The organism is Burkholderia sp. 22088 (assembly GCF_052045915.1).
Classification (GTDB): domain Bacteria; phylum Pseudomonadota; class Gammaproteobacteria; order Burkholderiales; family Burkholderiaceae; genus Burkholderia; species Burkholderia cepacia.
In genome coordinates, this window is the sequence record NZ_JBQEPY010000001.1 from 65,036 (window position 1) to 81,853 (window position 16,818).

16 protein-coding genes are annotated in these 16,818 nt (G+C 68.0%); 7 read left to right on the forward strand and 9 right to left on the reverse strand.

Annotation, left to right across the window (positions count from 1 at the left end):
* Positions 1-185 precede the first annotated feature (185 nt).
* The gene (locus ACTJLD_RS00270) at positions 186-1,214 is read left to right on the forward strand and encodes an EpsG family protein (RefSeq protein WP_162923257.1); all 1,029 of its coding nucleotides are present in this window, start codon (positions 186-188) and stop codon (positions 1,212-1,214) included.
* A 37-nt stretch (positions 1,215-1,251) separates the two neighbouring features.
* On the opposite strand, the gene ACTJLD_RS00275 is transcribed toward ACTJLD_RS00270, so the two are convergent.
* The 4 genes from ACTJLD_RS00275 to ACTJLD_RS00290 are packed head-to-tail and all read right to left on the reverse strand — an operon-like array spanning position 1,252 to position 6,163.
* Positions 1,252-2,127: an efflux RND transporter periplasmic adaptor subunit gene (locus tag ACTJLD_RS00275; protein WP_014897260.1), complete on the reverse strand. Its 876-nt coding sequence runs from the start codon at positions 2,125-2,127 to the stop codon at positions 1,252-1,254.
* A 12-nt stretch (positions 2,128-2,139) separates the two neighbouring features.
* Entirely contained in the window at positions 2,140-2,343 is a 204-nt protein-coding gene (locus ACTJLD_RS00280) for a DUF1656 domain-containing protein (RefSeq protein ID WP_011351756.1), read from the reverse strand.
* Positions 2,340-4,541, reverse strand: coding sequence for an FUSC family protein (locus tag ACTJLD_RS00285; protein WP_333978142.1), 2,202 nt, complete (start codon positions 4,539-4,541; stop codon positions 2,340-2,342). Before ACTJLD_RS00285 ends, ACTJLD_RS00280 begins: the two co-directional genes overlap by 4 nt.
* Positions 4,542-4,555: 14 nt before the next feature.
* Positions 4,556-6,163 (reverse strand): efflux transporter outer membrane subunit, encoded by a 1,608-nt coding sequence (locus ACTJLD_RS00290; RefSeq protein WP_081072623.1) that lies wholly within the window; start codon positions 6,161-6,163, stop codon positions 4,556-4,558.
* Positions 6,164-6,320: 157 nt separating this feature from the next.
* Here ACTJLD_RS00290 and ACTJLD_RS00295 point away from each other — a divergent pair, with 157 nt between their 5' ends.
* Together ACTJLD_RS00295 and ACTJLD_RS00300 are read left to right on the forward strand one after the other, a co-directional pair.
* Positions 6,321-7,262 carry a LysR family transcriptional regulator gene (locus tag ACTJLD_RS00295; RefSeq protein ID WP_027787721.1) on the forward strand — a complete coding sequence of 314 codons (942 nt, stop codon included), beginning with the start codon at positions 6,321-6,323 and terminating at the stop codon, positions 7,260-7,262.
* 117 nt (positions 7,263-7,379) lie between these two features.
* Entirely contained in the window at positions 7,380-7,532 is a 153-nt protein-coding gene (locus ACTJLD_RS00300; protein ID WP_006476208.1) for a hypothetical protein, read from the forward strand.
* Positions 7,533-7,602: 70 nt separating this feature from the next.
* Here the strand turns inward: ACTJLD_RS00300 and ACTJLD_RS00305 are convergent, their stop codons facing one another.
* Genes ACTJLD_RS00305 through wrbA form a run of 4 tightly spaced genes read right to left on the reverse strand, consistent with a single transcriptional unit; the run spans position 7,603 to position 10,908 of the window.
* Positions 7,603-8,433, reverse strand: a complete 831-nt coding sequence (locus ACTJLD_RS00305; protein WP_027787720.1) for a metallophosphoesterase — start codon at positions 8,431-8,433, stop codon at positions 7,603-7,605.
* A gap of 25 nt (positions 8,434-8,458) precedes the next feature.
* Positions 8,459-9,880: an FAD-binding oxidoreductase gene (locus tag ACTJLD_RS00310; RefSeq protein WP_027787719.1), complete on the reverse strand. Its 1,422-nt coding sequence runs from the start codon at positions 9,878-9,880 to the stop codon at positions 8,459-8,461.
* A gap of 18 nt (positions 9,881-9,898) precedes the next feature.
* The gene (locus tag ACTJLD_RS00315) at positions 9,899-10,291 is read right to left on the reverse strand and encodes a DUF2069 domain-containing protein (RefSeq protein WP_021160810.1); all 393 of its coding nucleotides are present in this window, start codon (positions 10,289-10,291) and stop codon (positions 9,899-9,901) included.
* Complete coding sequence (wrbA, locus tag ACTJLD_RS00320) at positions 10,288-10,908, reverse strand: NAD(P)H:quinone oxidoreductase (protein WP_440657622.1); 621 nt, start codon at positions 10,906-10,908, stop codon at positions 10,288-10,290. Before wrbA ends, ACTJLD_RS00315 begins: the two co-directional genes overlap by 4 nt.
* 145 nt (positions 10,909-11,053) lie before the next feature.
* On the opposite strand from wrbA, the gene ACTJLD_RS00325 reads away from it, so the two are divergent.
* Positions 11,054-12,385, forward strand: coding sequence for a YihY family inner membrane protein (locus tag ACTJLD_RS00325; RefSeq protein ID WP_027787716.1), 1,332 nt, complete (start codon positions 11,054-11,056; stop codon positions 12,383-12,385).
* 16 nt (positions 12,386-12,401) lie between these two features.
* On the opposite strand, the gene ACTJLD_RS00330 is transcribed toward ACTJLD_RS00325, so the two are convergent.
* The gene (locus ACTJLD_RS00330; RefSeq protein ID WP_060278149.1) at positions 12,402-12,719 is read right to left on the reverse strand and encodes an Mpo1-like protein; all 318 of its coding nucleotides are present in this window, start codon (positions 12,717-12,719) and stop codon (positions 12,402-12,404) included.
* A 159-nt stretch (positions 12,720-12,878) separates the two neighbouring features.
* Here ACTJLD_RS00330 and ACTJLD_RS00335 point away from each other — a divergent pair, with 159 nt between their 5' ends.
* The 3 genes from ACTJLD_RS00335 to aroC all read left to right on the forward strand — a co-directional run bounded on the left by ACTJLD_RS00335 (position 12,879) and on the right by aroC (position 16,744).
* Positions 12,879-13,334 (forward strand): CBS domain-containing protein, encoded by a 456-nt coding sequence (locus tag ACTJLD_RS00335; RefSeq protein ID WP_006755543.1) that lies wholly within the window; start codon positions 12,879-12,881, stop codon positions 13,332-13,334.
* Between the two features lie 139 nt (positions 13,335-13,473).
* Positions 13,474-15,408: an MFS transporter gene (locus tag ACTJLD_RS00340; RefSeq protein WP_059699055.1), complete on the forward strand. Its 1,935-nt coding sequence runs from the start codon at positions 13,474-13,476 to the stop codon at positions 15,406-15,408.
* 235 nt (positions 15,409-15,643) lie between these two features.
* On the forward strand, positions 15,644-16,744 hold the full coding sequence (aroC, locus tag ACTJLD_RS00345; RefSeq protein WP_059699057.1) for a chorismate synthase: 1,101 nt from the start codon (positions 15,644-15,646) through the stop codon (positions 16,742-16,744).
* Positions 16,745-16,818 lie beyond the last annotated feature (74 nt).

Sequence of the window (16,818 nt, forward strand, 5' to 3'; positions counted from 1 at the left end):
CGCGGTCGCGGGCCGGCCACCCGCGACACGCGCAATCCGCCCGCTCATCCGCCGGTGGGTGACAAAACCGGCAGTCACGCGCCGCGCGATCCCCTACAATGCGCTTCCACACAGCTGGGGACCAGAACCCGCGGCGCGCGCATCGACACCGGTGCGGCACTGCGCCGAGCGGGTCATTCATAACAATGACAACGACGATTTATCTGAGCGGATACCTGTGCATCCTCGTCTCCGCCGCGCTCGGCATGCGCACGCGCATGCCGCCGTGGCGGTGGCTCGCGGCGGGTATCGCACCGGCCGCCACGTTCGCCGTGCTGCGTGGCCGGACGGGCACCGACACGACGATTTACCAGGACATCATCGCCGGCATCTGGAGCGGCAACCTGAAGGTCGTACCGCGCACGCTCGAGCCGGGCTTCGTATGGCTCGTGCGCGCGCTCGAATGGGTCGGGCACGACCCGCGCATCGTGACGGCAATCCTGTCGCTGCTGATCGTCATCGCATGTGTCGTCGCGTTCGGGCGGACGGCCGAGGATGCGTGCGTGTTCGCCACGCTGATCTTTCCGCTGTTCTTCTACGACATGGCGATGAGCGGGCTGCGTTATGGCCTCGCGTTCTGCGCGGCCAAGATCGCGTCGGACGAATGGGCGCGCAGGCGGCATGGCGCGTCGATCGCGCTGGCGGCCGCGGCGGCCGGCATGCACGTGTCGGCGGTGCTGCTCGTCGTGCTGCTCCAGGTGCGGCGGCTGCGCCTGCTGCGTTATGCGGGGCTGGCGGTCGCGATCGGCGGCGTGCTGTTCGCGATGCACCACGACGCGTTGCTGGCGAAGTTCGGACTCTATGCGGCATTCACGCCGCCTGCACAGATGTCGGGCAGCGCACCGCTCGTGCTCGCGCTGCTGACCCTCGCGGCCGGCTGGGCGCTGCTTGCCCGCATGCCGCGCACGCTCGTGTTCCTGTTCGCCTGCGAGATCGCGAGTTTCGCGCTCGCGCGGGTCAGCTATGCGGGGCTGCGCTTCCAGTGGCTCGTGCTGTTCGCGATGGGCTGCCAGTTCGTGCCGCTGCAGCGCGTGCCGTACGTGCGGCGCCCGTATGTGATCGCCGCACTCGTCGCGATCGGCGCCATCGGCTTTGCGATGCGGTTGCGCAACATGATCGGCGAAGCGGGGCTCGGCCCGTCGCCGTTCCTGCCTTACCGGTTCTTCTGGGAGTGACGCCGCCGGGCGGGATGCCGCCCGGCGCGCGTTGCGCTTACGACTTCTTCTGCTTGTCCGGATCGATGATGACCGTGCAGGTCGTACCCGCCGACAGCACCACGTCGGCCGGCACTTCGTCGATCCTGATGCGCACCGGCACGCGTTGCGCGAGGCGCACCCAGTTGAAGGTCGGGTTCACGTCCGCGACGAGGTCGCGGCTTTGCGGGTTGTCGCGATCGTAGATGCCGCGCGAGATGCTTTCGACATGGCCCTTCATCACGCCGCCGCTCATCAGCCGCATTTCGGCCGGCGCACCGATCTTCACGCGCGGCAGCTTGGTTTCCTCGAAGTAGCCGTAGACCCAGAACGAGTGGCTGTCGACGATCGCGAGCTTCGCCTGGCCGGCCACCGCATAGTTGCCCTTGAACGTCTGCAGGTTCGTGATGTAGCCGTCGACCGGCGCGACGACGCGCGTGCGCTCGAGGTTGAGCTTCGCGGCATCGAGCGCAGCGATCGCCTGCTGGTACTGCGCATCGGCGCTCGACGCACTGTGCGCGGCGTTCTCGCGGTTTTCCTTCGACACGACGAGCGCATCGAGATCCGCGCGGCGCGCCGCGTCGTCGCGGCGCATCTGCAGTTCCGCGCGGCGGGCGGCGACGGCCGCCTGCGCCTGCTCGACCGCGATCTGGTAGTGCGACGGGTCGATCTGCATGATCAGGTCGCCCTTTTTCACGAGCTGGTTGTCATGCACGGGCAGTTCGACGATCGCGCCCGACACGTCCGGCGCGACGTTGACGATCTCGGCGCGCACGCGCCCGTCGCGCGTCCACGGATCGTCCATGTAGTGCACCCACAGCGAGCGCCCGATCAGGATCGCGACGAGAAGAATGACGGCGGTCGCGACGAAGCCGAAGAGTTTTCTGAGAATCATGATGGTTCGGAATCAACGGTAAACGGCAAGACTCAGTCCGCCGCAAATGCAGACGAGGAGGCAGGCCCGGAACAGCGACGGGTGCCAGACGAGACGGTAGAGGCCCGTATAGGCGAGCAGGCGGTCGACGGCCCAGGTCGCGAGCGCGCCGAGGACGAACATCAGCACCACCGTGGGCATGTAGGCATCGAGAATGGCGATTTCACGCGGCATCATGACGAGGCTCCTGGTTGGGGACGCACGGGGCGGTTGCGGTTGAGCGCGGCGAGCGGCGATTCGGGATCGAGCAGTGCCGTGCGCACGAAATGCAGATGGCTCAGGATGCGCTGCAGCCGGTGGCGTTCCTCGCGCGTCGGCGTGAACGCGTCGAGCGTCTGCCGGGTCGCGTCGATCGCATCGTTCACCGCGGCGAGCGTTGCATCGAAACGTTCGGCGTCCGGCCGCGCGAACAGCGACGACAGCGCGGTGCGCATCGTTTCGATCGCGCGGCGCCACGGCGTCGTCGGCGCGTAGCGCGGGTCGGACGGCAGCGTTGCCAGCTCGTGGCGCAGGTCGATGGCCGCATTCCCGGTTTCGAGTACCGCGAACATCCAGCGCAGCGCGTCGCGCTGCACGTCAGGCTGGTCGGCCGACAGCGTGTGCGCCTGGTACATCAGGTCGCGCGCGCCGCTCTCGAAGCGCGTGCGCAGTCCGGCGAGCCGCGCGTGGCAGGCCGCGACGGCCTGGTGACGCAGGTCGGCGAACAGGCGTTTCTTGAGCCACGGCGCGGTCGGCGGGAACAGCACGGCAAACGCGATCGCCGAGACGAGCATCGACAACAGGAGCGCGAGCGCGTCGTTCATGAAGCTCGTGGGATCGTAGTGCGTGATGCTGTCGGGGCCGGCGAGGAAGCAGAAGAAGATCAGATAGCCCGCGCCGTAGCCGGCGAGCTTCGGCTTCAGCGACATGTAGATGCCGATCGCGAGCAACGGCGCGAGCGCCGCGCACAGCAGGACGAAGCCGTCGATCCGCGGGTAGATGCCGAACGTCAGCAGGAAGCCGGTGCAGACGGCCAGCGCCGTGCCCATCCCCATCTGCGCGGCCATCGCGGTCGGGCGCGGCGCCGACGAGGCGAGCGCGCAGGTCGCCGCGGCGTTCAGCACCAGCATCACGCCGCTCGGCCACGCAGTCTCGATCCAGAACCAGCCGAGCGCGAGAATCACCGTCGCGGTGCGGATCCCCGCGATCGTGGCGGCCGTTTTGTTGGTGCGCGGCTCGTAGCGTTCGATCCAGCGTTCGCGCTCGTGCGTCGCGGTCGCGAGCGACGCATAGGTCGCCGCGTATTCCTGCAGGTCGGTGATGAAGCGGTACAGCAGTTCGGCGGCGGTATCGAAGTCGAGCAGCGGGAAGTCGGGCTGCGTTTCGAGTTCCGCGCGTGTCGCGCGGATACGGCGCGGCAGCGCGTCGCGCCACGCGAGCAGTTGCTCGGCCGAGTGCGCGGCGTCGATCGACGTGCGCACGGGTTCGCCATCGCGCGTGAGCAGCGGCGCGATCTCGCGGAAATACGGCTCGATCGCATCGATCGCGGCCTGCGCGCCGGCCGCGTGCAGCCGGTTCATCAGCTGGTGCAGCGCGTGAAAGCGGCTCGACGCGCTCATGAATTCGCTGTTCAGCCGCGCGAGGCGGCCGCTGCGCATGCGCGTGTCCGGATCCTCGAACACGGCCATGCTGCGCGCGGCCTCGAAGCCGACCACGTCGGCGACGAAGCGCGTATGGATGGTCTCGATGTGCGCGCGGTCGAGCTGGCCCGACAGCGCCGACGCGACGTAGTCGACGAAGCTGCCGAAGCGCTTGCGCACCGTCGTGCGCATCTGCTCGCCCGTGTACCGAGGAAACACGAGCGCGCTGACGACGCCGGCCGACACGATCCCGATGATGACTTCGGAGACCCGCGTCATCGCGCTCATGAATGCGCCATCCGGGTGCTGCGACGCGGGCAGGCCGATCAGCGCGGTCGTATAGCCGGCGAGCAGGAAGCCGTAACTGCGGAAGTTGCGGTTGCGCGCGGCGCCGGCGGTGCACAGCGCGATCCACAGGGCGATCGCCAGCAGGAACAGCTGCGGCTGCTGCGGGAACAGCCCGACGAACGTGAGCGTCGCGATGAGCCCGAAGATCGTGCCGGCGACCCGGTAGAAGCTTTTCGCGAGCACGGCGCCGCTTTGCGGCTGCATCACGATGAAGACGGTCGTCATTGCCGTTTTCGGCGCCGGCAGGTCGAGCCGCATCGACACGCCGAGCGCGATGAAGGCCGCGAGCAGTGCCTTGAACAGGTAGAGCCACGCGGCGCCGTCGGTGCGGGCCCAGTCGCCGAACGCGGCATACCAGGCCGCGAACGGACCGCCGGCGGTCGGGGAGAGGGGGGAGGAGGCTGACATGGCGTCGCTCCGGGTTACCGTGCGGCCGGCACGCCGGCGGCACCGGCGGCCGCGACCTGCGCGGGCCGGGCGGCGGCTGCCACGGGTTTCGCACCCGACGCGGCGGCCGGCGCGGCTGCGCCCGCGGCGGATTCGCCATGCGACGATTGGCTGCCCGGCGGATGGCCGCCCGGCACGTCCGTGCCCGTCTCGACGCCGCCACCAAGCGCGGCCATCAACTGAGCGTGCGCGGCGAGGCGTTCCGCATCGATGCGGGCGGCCGTTTCCTGCGCGCGCAACAATTGCTGCTGCGCGACCAGCACGTTGACGTAGTCGGTCAGCCCGCGGCGGAAGCCTTCGCGCGACAGCTGGTAGCTGCGGTCGTTGGCGGCCACCGAGCGCGCGGCGTCCTTCTTCTGCGTATCGAGCGAACGGATCCGCACGACCTGGTCGGCGATGTCCTTGAGCGCGCCGACGATCGTCTGGTTGTATTGCTCGACCGCCTGGTCGTAGCCGGCATTCGCCGCGCCGAGCTGCGCGCGCAGCCGGCCGCCTTCGAAGATCGGCAGCGACAGCGCGGGGCCGGCCGTCCAGCCGCCGTTCATCGCGCGCAGGAAGTCGGTGAACGGCGCGGTCACGCCGAAGCCGCCGACCGTCGCGAGCAGGTCGATGTTCGGATAGAACGAAGCCTTCGCGACGTCGATGCCGCGCGCCTGCGCGTCGACCGTCCAGCGTGCCGCGACGACGTCGGGGCGGCGGCCGAGCAGGTCGGCCGGCATCGCCGACGGCAAGCCGGCCGGTGCGTCGAGCGACAGCCGAGGCCGCTTGATCGCATCGCCGGCGCCCGGGCCCTTGCCGGCCAGTGCGGCGAGCTGGTGCCGCGCGAGCTGGATCGCTTCCTCGTAGCTGTCGATCTGGCGCTCATAGTCGGGCAGCGTCGATTCCGCCTGGCTCACCTCGAGCTGCGTGCCGAGGCCAGCCTGCAGCCGCTTGCGCGCGAGATCGGCGAGCGAGCGCTGGCGTTCGAACGTTTCGTGCGCGAGGTCGAGCAGCGCGTAGTTCATCGACATGCCGACGTACGCGCGCACGACGTTGACTTCGAGTTCGAGCTTCGCCGCGCGTGCGTCGGCGGCGGTCGCGTGCGCGGTATCGAGCGCGCGCTCGGTCGCGTTCTTGTCCTTGCCCCACAGGTCGAGGTGGTAGGACAGGCCGAGCGTGCCGGTGTTGTTCCAGGTGTCGGTGTTCGCGAGCGGGCCGGGGCCGTAATAGACGTTGTCCGGCCAGTGCTGGCGCATCAGCGAGAGGTTGCCGTTGATCTGCGGCAATTCGGCCGAGCGGGCCACGCGCGCCATCGCCTGCGCTTCGCGCACGCGGGCCTCGGCGGCCGCGAGCGTCGGGTTGCCGGCCTGCGCGGCGGCAATCCATGTGTCGAGCTGCGGATCGCGGTAGGCGCGCCACCAGTCGGCCGCGGGCCAGCCCGCGTCGCGGTCGGCCGCGCGGATGGCCGCGCCGGCATCGAGCGCGTTCGCTTCGATGCGGGCCGACTGCGGCTTGTTGTCGCCCATGCTCGCGCACCCGGCCATTATTAATGAGACTGCAAGAACCGCCAGTGCGAGCGTCCCTTTTGTCGCCGGAGACTGCACGATTTTCTCCCTTTCGGATATAGATGAGTCGGATGCGATTATATTTTTCAGCGATTCCTGAATATATGGACAAGGGTGCAAGTCATTTTTACGAATCCTGAGACAATACTTGTTTGCCTCTGTGCAACAATCCGTCCGGATTCAAACGGGTAATGGGATGGATACGTTACAAAACATGCGGGTATTCGTCCGCGTGGTCGACGCGGGAAGCTTTACCGCGGCCGCCCAGCAGATGAATTCGACCACTGCCTACGCGTCGCGCGCGGTCTCGGATCTCGAGGCGCACCTGCGCACGCGCCTTCTGAACCGCACGACGCGCCGGATCGCACTGACCGAAGCCGGCGAGCGCTACCTGCAGCGCTGCGAGCAGATCCTCGCGTATGTCGACCAGGCCGAAGCCGAGGCGGGCGACGCGCATGCGCGCCCGTCGGGCAAGCTGAAGGTGCATTGCTTCACGAGCCTCGGCCAGCACTACCTGGTGCCGGCCATCGCGCGCTATCGCGAGCGCTACCCGGACGTGCACGTCGAGCTGACGCTCGCGCAGCGGATGCCCGACCTGCTCGACGAGGGCTACGACGTCGCGATCGTCGTCGGCCGCGACCTGCCGGATTCGGGGCTCGTGTCGCAGCGGCTCGGCGAGAGCTACAGCGTGGTGTGCGCGTCGCGCGGCTACGTCGAGGCGAACGGCGTGCCGCAGCGGCCCGCGGATCTCGCGCAGCACGTATGCCTCGGGATGGTCGCGCCGGGCTTTCAGTTCGACGAATGGGCGCTCGCGGGGCCGAACGGCGACGAAGTCGTCCCGATCACGGCGCCGCCGTTTCGCGTGAACGTCGCCGAGGCGCTCGCCGTGGCCGTACGCGAAGGGATGGGGATCGGCGGCCTGCCGCTCTATTCGGCGATCGGCTGGTTGCGCAGCGGGCACATCGTGCGCGTGATGCCCGAATACCGGTCGCACGTGATGAACATCTACGCGCTGTATCCGTCGCGTCAGTACCTCGACGCGAAAATCCGTACCTGGGTCGATTTCCTGCGCGACGAGCTGCCGGCCACGCTGGCAGCCGACGAAGCCGCGCTCGAACAGTACACGCGTGCGACATGACCGCGCGGTTGGCCGCGATCTGACGAGATTTGTCCTTCACGCAACATTTTTTTACGAACGCGTGCCGGACAGTTTGATACTGTGGAAATTAACGAGATACGCAACCCCGGAGTAGCGATGGATACGCACCTGATGATCGGCCTTGGAGTCCTGCTGGGCGCGGCCGCGGCCGCCGCGGCGACCCGCGACCTGCTGCGCGCGATGAAGGCGAAGGCGCAGATGAAGCCGGTGCCGGTACGGGTGCGCGAGCCGCGCCGCCCGGGGCGCTGATCCGCGGTCACGCTCCGGGTCGAAAAGGTCGCGCAAAAAGGCCGCGCAATGCGGCCGGGCGGGCCGGCGTTCAGCCGAGCTCGACGACCTTGTCCCACGTGAACGCGGTGTTTTCCCGTTCGCCGGTGCGCCGGTGGATGTAGCCGCGCGGATTGCATACCACGCGTGTGCCACCGTCCGCCACGTAGTCGAATGACGTATGCGTGTGGCCGTGGAGCCACAGATCCACCGGCGGCTGCACGAGTTCCGCCATGTCCGTGACGAATCCCGCCGACGCAAGATCGTCCGCATAGCGCTGCGCCAGCGAGCGCCGGTGCGGCGCATGGTGGGTAACGACGATCGTCCGGCCCGCGAACGGCGTCGCGAGCTGTGTCTCCAGCCATGCGCGGCTGCGTCGATGCAGCGCGATCGCGTCGGCCGGCGAGAAATCCCGTTCCGGCGTGCCCGGCGCCGCATGCAGCGCCGCGTCATGCGGCCAGGTCACCTGGATCAAGCCCTTGAAATCGAGCATCACGCGCAGCCCGGCGTCGATTGCGCCCGCGAGGCTGGCTTCGTCGGTACCGAACAGCGAAAAGTCGGCCCAGAGCGTCGTGCCGAGCACGCGGAACCGCTGCCCCGGATCGACGTAGACGTCGTTGTTCAGGTAATGCACGTTGTCGAGCGCCTGCGCCGCATCGCGCATCGCCGTCTCCAGCGCGCCGAATTCCCCGTCGTAGTACTCGTGGTTACCTGGCACGTAGATCACCGGTACCGCGGGATCGAACGTTTCGGCCGCCCAGCGCAGGCCTTCCGCATGATTGTGGATGTCGCCGGCCAGCACGACGAGATCCGCGTCGGCATGCGCGATCGCGTCGGGCTGGTTGCTTTCGAGGTGCAGGTCGGACAGGACGCGGATTTTCACGGGCGGGGCTCCGGAGTGGACGGCTTCAGCGCAGGACCTTGCCGGGATTCATCAGGCCGCGCGGGTCGAGCGCGGTCTTCAGCGTGCGCATCAGCGTCGTTTCGACCGGGGACTTGTAGCGCTGCGCGTCGTCGATCTTCAGCTGGCCGATCCCGTGCTCCGCGCTGATCGTGCCGTGGTGGCGGTGCACGTTGTCGTAGACGATCCGGTTGATCGGCGCCTGGAACGCGGCGAGGAACGCCTTCGGATCGCCGCCTTCGGGCATCTGCACGTTGTAGTGGAGGTTGCCGTCGCCGAGGTGGCCGAACGTGACCATCCGCGCGCCCGGCGCGGCCTGCTGGATCGCCGCGTCGGTTTCGTCGATGAAGCGCGCGATCGACGAAATCGGCACCGCGATGTCGTGCTTGATGTTGAGCCCCTCGTCGGCCTGTGCGAGCGGGATGTGCTCGCGCAGATCCCAGAATGCGCGCGATTGCGCGAGATTCTCCGCGACCACCGCGTCGACCACGAGCCCGGCCTCGAACGCTTCCTCCATCAGTTTCTCGAACAGCGCGCGCGCATGCGCTTCGCTTTCGTTGTCGGACAGTTCGAGCAGCACCGTTTGCGCGTGCGTCTGCGCGAACGGGTAGCGCAGTTGCGGGTAGTGCTTGCCGACCAGCTGCATGCAGAAATCCGACATCAGCTCGAAGCCGGTCAGGAGCGGCCCGGCCGCGCGCTGCGCGAGCGCGAGGAAATCGAGCGCCGCGTGCGGCGATTCGAGCGCGGCGAGTGCGGTGACCTGCGCGGCCGGCAGCGGATGCAGCTTCATCACGGCCGCCGTGATGATCCCGAGCGTGCCTTCAGCGCCGATGAACAGGTCGCGCAGGTCGTAGCCCGTGTTGTCCTTGCGCAGTCCGCGCAGGCCGTCCCAGATCTCGCCCTGCGGCGTCACCACCTCGAGCCCGAGGCACAATTCGCGCGCGTTCCCGTAGCGCAGCACCGCGGTGCCGCCCGCGTTGGTCGACAGGTTGCCGCCGATCGTGCAGCTGCCTTCCGCCGCGAGGCTCAGCGCGAACAGCCGGCCGCCTTCGCGGGCACGTGCCTGCACGTCGGCGAGAATCACGCCGGCTTCGACGGTGATCGTGTTGTTGTGCGGATCGAGCGCGCGCACGCGGTTCAGGCGCGCGACGCTCAGCACGGCCTGGCTGCCGCTCGCGTCGGGCGTGGCGCCGCCGGCAAGGCCGGTGTTGCCGCCTTGCGGCACGAGCGCGATGCCGTGTGCGTTGGCCAGCTTGACGAGGGCGGCGACCTCGGCCGTGTTCGCGGGTTTCAGCACCGCGCACGCGGCACCCTTGTAGCGGCGGCGCCAGTCGGTCAGGAACGGTTCGGTATCGTGCGGGTCGGTCAGCACATGATCGGCGCCGATCGCATCGCGGCACGCGGAAACGAAAGCTTCGGAGGACATCATCACCTTGTCGCGTAAGGGTCAGGACGCGGCGCGCGACTTTTTCGCCGCGCGCTTGAACGGCGCGACGTATGCCAGCGCCGTCACGAAGAAACCGACGGCGAGCGCGGTTTCGCACCAGCCGAGCGTCGCGGACAGCCCGCGATCGGACATGCCGCGCACGACGCCCTCGGCGAAATAGACGAGGATCAGCATGCTCGCCCACTGCATCGTATAGATGTTACGCCGCCAGACGCCGGGCAGCGCGAGCGCGAGCGGTATGGCCTTGAGCATCAGCGCGGAGCCGCCCGGGCGCAGCGGCGCGAGCCGCAGCTCCCACGCGAGCGACAGCGCGATCAGCGCGACGAGGCATGCGGCGGCAATCAGCGCGTAGCGCGGCCGGGCAGTGACGGCGGGACGGGCGGGGGCGTTCATGCTGCGTCGGCGGCCTGGGCGCTGGAGAGGGCGGCCGCCGCGCGCGCGAGTCGCACGCCGAGCGCGGCCGCGAGCGTCTTTTCGTCCGCCGACAGCCCGCCGGCGGCCGAGCGATCGTGCTGCGCGACGTGAGAGGCGCCGTACGGCGTGCCGCCGGTACGCGTCGTGCTGAGTGCGGATTCCGTGTACGGGATCCCGACGATCATCATGCCGTGATGAAGCAGCGGCAGCATCATCGACAGCAACGTCGATTCCTGGCCGCCGTGCAGGCTGCCCGTCGACGTGAACACGCTTGCCGGCTTGCCGGTCAGCGCACCCGACAACCATTGCGGCGTGGTGCCGTCGAGGAAATACTTGAGCGACGCGGCCATGTTGCCGAAGCGGGTCGGCGAGCCGAGCGCGAGGCCCGCGCATTCCTCGAGATCGCGCAGTTCCGCGTACGGCGGGCCGTCGGCGGGGATGTCGGGGGCGGTGGCTTCGCAGATGGTCGACACGGGCGGCACGGTGCGGATGCGGGCCTGCATGCCCGGCACGCTGTCGATGCCGTTCGCGATCGCGAGTGCGAGATCGCGCGTGGCGCCGTGACGGCTGTAATAGAGAACGAGGATGTCTTTCATGGGCGACGGAACCGCGTGCGGCCGCGCGCGTGCCCGGTGCAGTCGGCCCCTGCTGGAATCGAGCGGCTATTATAGGGGCTGAAGCCATCGCGCAGCGCGGCGGCGGCGCGCCGTCGGGCGCGCGGTATCAAGAAGGAGAAGCCGTTTGCCGAAGTTGAGCGTCGATCTCGACACCCTCAAGCGCCTGGCGCAGTTTGCGGCCCGGCGCAGCGCCGAGGATCGCATCCCGCAAGTGGCGGGCAGCCTGACGTTCACGACGATGCTGGCCCTCGTGCCGCTCGTGACGGTCGCGTTCGCGCTGTTCACCGCGTTCCCGATGTTCGCGTCGTTCCAGATCTCGCTGCAGGGATTCCTCGCGGATCACCTGATGCCCGCGCAGTTCAACGTCCAGATATTCAAGTACCTGAACCAGTTCGCGTCGAAGGCCAAGGGGCTGACGACGGCCGGCCTGATCGTGCTCGTCGTCACGTCGGTGATGACGATGATGACGATCGAGTCGGCGTTCAACCTGATCTGGCGGGTACGCAAGCCGCGACCGTTCGCGCAGCGCGTGCTCGCGTACTGGGCGCTGATCACGCTGGGCCCACTGTTGTTCGGTGTGAGCCTGTCGATCTCGTCGTACCTGTTCACGCAGTCGCTTGCGTTTACCGGCGCGGGGCCGTCCACGTCGATCGTCGAGTGGCTGCTGGCGCTCGTGTCGCTGCCGCTGGCGGTGCTCGCGTTCACGCTGCTGTACGTGTACCTGCCGAACTGCACGGTCGCGTGGCGCGATGCGGTGATCGGCGGGCTGTTCGCGGCAATTGCGTTCGAGCTGGCGAAACGCGGTTTCGGCTACTACGTGCGGCGCATTCCGACCTATACGGCCGTATACGGTGCGTTCGCGGCGTTGCCCGTGTTCCTGTTATGGGTGTACCTGAGCTGGTTCATCGCGCTGCTCGGCGCGATGGTGGCCTCCGCGCTGCCGGCGATCCGCGTCGGTCAGTTCCACCGCATCCACTATCCGGGCAGCGACCTGCTCGACGCACTGGAAATGCTCGCGCGGCTTGCCGAAGCGCGCACGGCCGGCAAGCGCGGCTACACGGCGATGCGGCTCGCGACCATGCTGCGCTGCGACATGGAAACCGCGCAGCGCCTGCTGACGACGATGGAGGAGCGGGAATGGATCGCGCGGCTGGACGGCGGCGGCGAGACCACGCCGCGCTACATCCTGCTCGCGAACCCGGAGCAGCTGACGCTTGCGCAGTTGTTCGACGTGCTGGTGATCGACCGCACGGAGCTGACCTACCAGTTGCAGCGACGCCGCAGCCATGTCGATGGCGCGGCGCTGCTCGCGGTGCTGTCGAGCGATCGCTTCGACGTGTCGCTCGCGTCGCTGATCGCCGCGCACCGGCCGGCCGGCGCACAAGCTGCAGGTGTCCCGGGGCAGGCGCCGGGCGGCGTGTCCGACCCGCACGCGCGGCCGCCGCGGCCCGCGTGAGCGGGGTGCCTGGCCGTTACAGCGGGATCTTGCCGGTGCAGATGTCCTTGAACATCACCCAGTCGCCCATCAGGCTGTAGATCGGGTGCCGGAACGTGGCCGGGCGGTTCTTCTCGAAGAAGAAGTGTCCGATCCACGCGAACCCGTAGCCGCAGACGATCGCCGCCGGCAGCCACAGCCAGTCGCCGGTCGCGATCGCCATCGCGACGCAGCCGATCACGCCGAGCGAGCCGACGAAGTGCAGCCGCCGCGACGTCAGGTTCTGGTGTTCGTTCAGGTAATACGGGTAGAAATCAGCGAAGCTGGCGAATTGCTCCGTATGCGTATGCGCCATGGCCGTCTCCTCGGGCCGCTGTTCATGGGGCCATTGTGCTGCCGGCGGCCTGCTTCCGCAAGCGGGGCGGCGGCCCGCCGCACGGGCCCGCGCTTTCCTTTTGACAGGCTTTCCGATAGGATCGAAAGAGGTTTTGCATTCAAGCATGAGGGGACTACGATGCGCGTCAGCGATATTCTGAAAGTTAAGGGCAACACGCTGTTTACGGTGACGCCCGACAAGCCGCTGCGCGAAGCGGTCGACACGATGGCCGAGCACGACATCGGTTCGCTCGTCGTGATGGAGTACGGCGATCTCGTCGGGATGCTGACGTTCCGCGAGATCATCCTGCGCCTGCACGTGAACGGCGGCGCGATTGGCGACGTGCAGGTGCGCAAGGTGATGGACGAGCCGCTCACGTGCACGCCGGAAACGGACGTCAACGAAGTGCGCCGGATGATGCTCGAGCGCCATGCGCGCTATATGCCGGTGCTCGACAAGAAGGTGCTGATGGGCGTCATTTCGTTCTACGACGTCGCAAAGACGGTCGTCGAGGCGCAGAGCTTCGAGAACCGGATGCTGAAGGCGTACATCCGCGACTGGCCGGAATCGGAAGCCGAAGCGCACAAGTCGTGAAACACGCCGCGCCCGTCGCCGTCATGCGCGGGCGCCGCCACCCGGCACGCGGCGGCGCAGGCTTGTCCTGCGCCGCCGTTTTTTCAATGACCACACAAGGCCCGCGCAGCGTCGCCCAGACGGCGCGCGCGTATTCCGCATGAGCGATCAAACGCAAGCCACTTCCAGGCGGCGCGACGAACGGCACGCGCACGCGTCGCAGTTCGACCTGCTGCGCGAGCGCCGTTTCGCGCCGTTCTTCACGACCCAGTTCCTCGGTGCGCTGAACGACAACGTCTTCAAGATCGGCTTCACGTCGCTCGTCACCTATCACACCGCGCGGTTCGCCGGTGTCGATGCGAAGACGGCGGCCTTCCTGATTTCCGCGATCTTCATCCTGCCGTTCGTGCTGTTCTCGGCGACGTCCGGCCAGATCGCCGACAAGTACGACAAGGCGACCCTCACGCGTTTCGTGAAGACCTTCGAGATCGTGCTGATGCTGGTCGGCGCGGCCGGCTTCGTCATGCACAGCGCGCCGCTGCTGTATCTGTGCACGTTCATGATGGGGATGCACTCGACGCTGTTCGGGCCCGTCAAGTATTCGTACCTGCCGCAGCATCTCGGCGAGCATGAGCTGGTCGGCGGCAACGGCCTCGTCGAGATGGGCACGTTCATCGCGATCCTGATCGGCACGATCATCGGCGGCGCGGCCGCGGGCATCGAAGGTGCCGGCGAGCGCGTGCTCGCGGTGAGCGTGCTCGTCATCGCGATCGCGGGGCGCCTCGTCGCGCAGCGCGTGCCTTCCACGCCGGCGCCGCAGCCCGATCTCGTGATCAACTGGAATCCGGTCAGCGAGACCTGGCGCAACCTCGGGCTCGCACGCCAGAACCGCACCGTGTTCCTGAGCCTGCTCGGCATCTCGTGGCTGTGGTTCGTCGGCGCGACGTTCCTCACGTCGTTCTTCAATTTCGCGAAGGACGTGCTGTCGGCGAGCCCCGACGTCGTCACGATCCTGCTCGCGACGTTCTCGGTCGGTATCGGCCTCGGTTCGCTGCTGTGCGAACGGCTGTCGCAGCGGCGCGTCGAAATCGGCCTTGTGCCGCTCGGCTCGATCGGCATCAGCGTGTTTGCGATCGAGCTGTATTTCGCGAGCCGCGCGCTGCCGTCGCCCGGCCATCTGCTGTCGGTCGGCGAATTCCTGGCCGGTGCGCGCCACTGGCGCATCCTGGCGGACCTGTTCCTGCTCGCGATGTTCGGCGGCTTCTACAGCGTGCCGCTGTACGCGCTGATCCAGAGCCGCAGCGCGCCGACGCACCGCGCGCGGATCATCGCCGCGAACAACATCCTGAACGCGCTGTTCATGATCCTGTCGGCCGTGATGGCGATGGGGCTGACCAAGGCCGGCGTCGACATCCCGGGGCTGTTCCTCGTCACCGCGCTGTTGAACGTGATCGTCGCGGCCTATATCTATCTGCTCGTGCCGGAGTTCCTGCTCCGCTTCGTCGCGTGGGTGCTCGTCCACACGTTCTACCGGATTCGTCTCGTGCACGCGGAGCGGATTCCGGCGGAAGGCGCGGCCGTGCTCGTGTGCAACCACGTCAGCTACGTCGATGCGCTCGTGCTGGCCGCCGCGAGCCCGCGCCCGATCCGTTTCGTGATGGATCACCGGATCTTCAAGACGCGCTTCGCGAGCTGGGTATTCCGGCATGCGAAGGCGATCCCGATCGCGCCGCGCCACGAGGATCCCGCGATGCTCGCGCGTGCGTACGACGCATGTGAGGCCGCGCTGAAGGACGGCGAACTCGTGTGCATCTTCCCCGAGGGCAAGCTGACCAAGACGGGCGACATCAACACGTTCCACCACGGCATCACCGAGATCCTGGGACGTACGCCGGCTCCGGTCATTCCGATGGCGCTGCGCGGGCTGTGGGGCAGCTATTTTTCGCGGCATTCCGATGCGCGGATGCCGCGACCCATCAAGCGCGGCGTGATGAGCCGGCTGACGCTGGCGGTCGGCGAGCCGGTCCCGGCGTCGGTCGCGACGCCCGAGTCGCTGCAGGCCGCGGTAACGGAACTGCGCGGCGCGCGGAAGTAGGCGAGCGCTTGTCCGGATGCGTTCGGCTGCAACCGCGCCGGATGGGCTTGCGCCGCACAAGCCGGGCCGCGCGCGTTCCGCGTGTCCGGGCCGCCTTTCATGCGGCCTGCGGCCCGCGGGCGCGGGACGGCTGGCATAATAGCGGCTTACCTCTTTTCTCGACCGGCAAACGATCGATCTGCCTGCGGCCCGGGCAGCGCATCGGTTTGCCCATTTCTCTTTGGGCGGTTCCATCATGTCCGGCAATACCCTCGGCACGCTTTTCACTGTCACGACCTTCGGCGAATCGCACGGTCCCGCGATCGGTTGCGTGATTGACGGCTGCCCGCCGGGAATGGGGCTGACCGAAGCCGACATCCAGGTCGAACTCGATCGCCGCAAGCCGGGCACGTCGCGTCACGTGACGCAGCGGCAGGAGGCTGACCAGGTCGAGATCCTGTCGGGTGTGTTCGAAGGCGTGACGACCGGTACGCCGATCGCACTGCTGATCCGTAACACCGACCAGCGCAGCAAGGACTACGGCAACATCGTCGAGACGTTCCGTCCCGGCCACGCCGACTACACCTACTGGCAGAAATACGGCATCCGCGACTACCGCGGCGGTGGCCGTTCGTCCGCGCGCCTGACCGCACCGATCGTCGGCGCGGGTGCGGTCGCGAAGAAGTGGCTGCGCGAGCGCTTCGGCGTCGAGGTGCGCGGCTACATGAGCGGCCTTGGCGAAATCGACGTGCCGTTCGTCGACTGGTCGCACGTGCACGAGAATCCGTTCTTCGCGCCGAACGCGGCGGTCGTTCCGGAGCTCGAGGCGTACATGGATGCGCTGCGCAAGGATGGCGATTCGATCGGCGCGCGCATCGACGTCGTCGCGTCGGGCGTGCCGGTCGGCTGGGGCGAGCCGGTGTTCGACCGTCTCGATGCGGACATCGCGAAGGCGATGATGAGCATCAACGCGGTGAAGGGCGTCGAGATCGGTGCGGGTTTCGACAGTGTCGCGCAGCGCGGCTCGATGCACGGCGACGAGCTGACGCCGGGCGGTTTCGTCGGCAACCATGCGGGCGGCGTGCTCGGCGGGATTTCGACGGGGCAGGACATCACCGTGTCGATCGCGATCAAGCCGACGTCGAGCATCCGTACGCCGCGCCGTTCGATCACGAAGGCGGGCGACGAAGCGACGGTGGAAACGTTCGGCCGCCACGATCCGTGCGTCGGCATCCGCGCGACGCCGATCGCCGAGTCGATGCTCGCACTGGTGCTGATCGACCATGCGCTGCGCCATCGCGCGCAGTGCGGGGACGTCGAGACGTCGACGCCGAAAATCGCCGGTAGCGCGACCTGACACAAGCGGGCGGGGCGCGGCGCGCCTCGCGAACGCGCAGGGAATGCAAAACGGGGCGCTGCTTCAGGCAGCGC